We start from the raw sequence: 1782 nt of genomic DNA on the forward strand, positions 1-1782 counted from the left end.
GCCTCTCGACGAAAATCGTCGAGCGTGCCACGGTTGACCCGCGTCGCTACGTCACGACACTACTGTCCAGCTTCGCGTGAAATCGCTGTCCCGCTTGGTGTGAAATACGCAGGATGAGCTTTCAACCCGGCTCCCGCGCAGGAATGAAAGCTCGGCATCCGTTTCGAGCGGCGACTTGTGTTCACTGATGCAAACCCACCTTCCGACCAAGAACGTTTCTATTTTTTTACCGATCGTCTGATATTTCTATGCGATCATTTGTTAGTATTTTTAACATTGTGCTGTAGGAGAAAAAGATCAAACGTGTTGTCGCGCGCCGGTTTTTCTGAAAAATCAGGACTCTTATTGATATGAGTCTGCACTCTCTTTCGCGCAATGCGGGACGCCGTCCGGGCCACTGATTGGGCTTGTCGTGCGGCGCTCGCTGTTCTTCAAAACCTCAGGAGATCTCATGCAATCCACCGATAATGTCGTATTCGCATTTGTTCCCGGTACGTCCGCCTCGGAGCTAAACCTAAGTGCGAGCGAACGAGCATGGCCGGAAGCGCTGGAACTGGTCCATGTCCTGAAATACGAATATGACCAGCATTGCAAGGCGGTTGCACACAATGTAGATCTTGCAGTCGGAGATCTTGTCGGTCAATTTCAAATAGGACCGAAAACGCTCCCGTGTTATGGCTCGCTGATCAACTTCATGCATACGAACGGCTTCGTCAGTGCAATCCCGTCGACCTGTAAGCCTTTGAAGAGTGCGACGAAGCCGCTTACCGCCCCATCCCCGAGGGTGTTTTACCATTGCCCTTACGATTGGCGAGAAACCAATGAGGATTCCGCGCGGAAGCTAGGCGATGCGCTAAAGGAGCTCGACGATGTGTACGCCGCCGCCGGCCAGACTTATAAGCTGTACATCATCGGACACAGCATGGGCGGATTGGTGAGCCGGTGCTTGCTCGAAAATCCCGATTCGAAGTCCACACCATGGTTCAACAAAGCCCAAGCGCTCATCACCCTCGCGACTCCGCACTATGGCGCGCCTCTTTCGCTGAAGGCAATGCTTGGCCAGGAGCTTCTGCAGCTAGACTTGGTCCCGCCCGCAGTGATGAAGCGGTACGAAGCCTTTATACAGTCTGTGGTCAACAATCCTGAGTTTCCTTCTACCTACGAGCTCCTTCCGCCGCCTGGGAAGGCCTTTATTCAGGACACCAAAGGCAATGCCCTCGACGTCTATAACGCAGCATCCACTGAGCCGTTCATGGGGGATCTCACTAAATTCGGTTTTTCGCCGACGAGCGCGCAGAAAGCCAGGAAGTTTTTCTTAACTCTTACTGTGTCTTCGCCGGACAACACGCCGATCCCATACTACTGCTTCGTCGGGACGGGGAATGAAACGTTCGCCAGCAGCACGTCCCAGTTGGCATTCACCTATCAGCCAAATTCTTCGAAAGCGGAGGCCGATCCGTTCGTGCCGTCAGTCGCGGAAAAAGTGGGTGACGGAGTTGTTCCGGCAGACAGCGCTCGATTCATTTTCCAGCTCGACACCCCGCAATGCCCGACTTTCGAGGGTTACACGCATGGGCAAATGGGCGGCTCCGACATGGACGGTCATAAGCTTGCAATCGAGGCAATATTTACGCTCGCAGGTTTGCCAGTGAAGCACGCAGCACCGTTAAATGAGTCCACGGCTGACCGTTGACGCCAGCATAGTAAATCGTCACCGCCCCTACTAGCCTTGTGGAGGCACCGCGCTTTCAAGAGCTGGGGCTTCCACGAGGGCCCACGTAG

1 protein-coding gene is annotated in these 1782 nt (G+C 54.2%); it reads left to right on the forward strand.

All coding sequences use genetic code 11. From position 1 onward, the window contains the following. The first annotated feature begins 451 nt into the window (after window positions 1-451). Window positions 452-1693, forward strand: coding sequence for a hypothetical protein (locus tag G3N92_RS33785; RefSeq protein WP_206131835.1), 1242 nt, complete (start codon window positions 452-454; stop codon window positions 1691-1693). Window positions 1694-1782 lie beyond the last annotated feature (89 nt).

The organism is Burkholderia sp. Ac-20379 (assembly GCF_017104645.1).
In the GTDB taxonomy this organism is placed as follows: domain Bacteria; phylum Pseudomonadota; class Gammaproteobacteria; order Burkholderiales; family Burkholderiaceae; genus Burkholderia.

Coding starts and splice junctions, on each gene's coding strand:
- G3N92_RS33785 (WP_206131835.1), top strand. CDS start 452: ATGCAATCCACCGATAATGTCGTATTCGCATTTGTTCCCGGTACGTCC.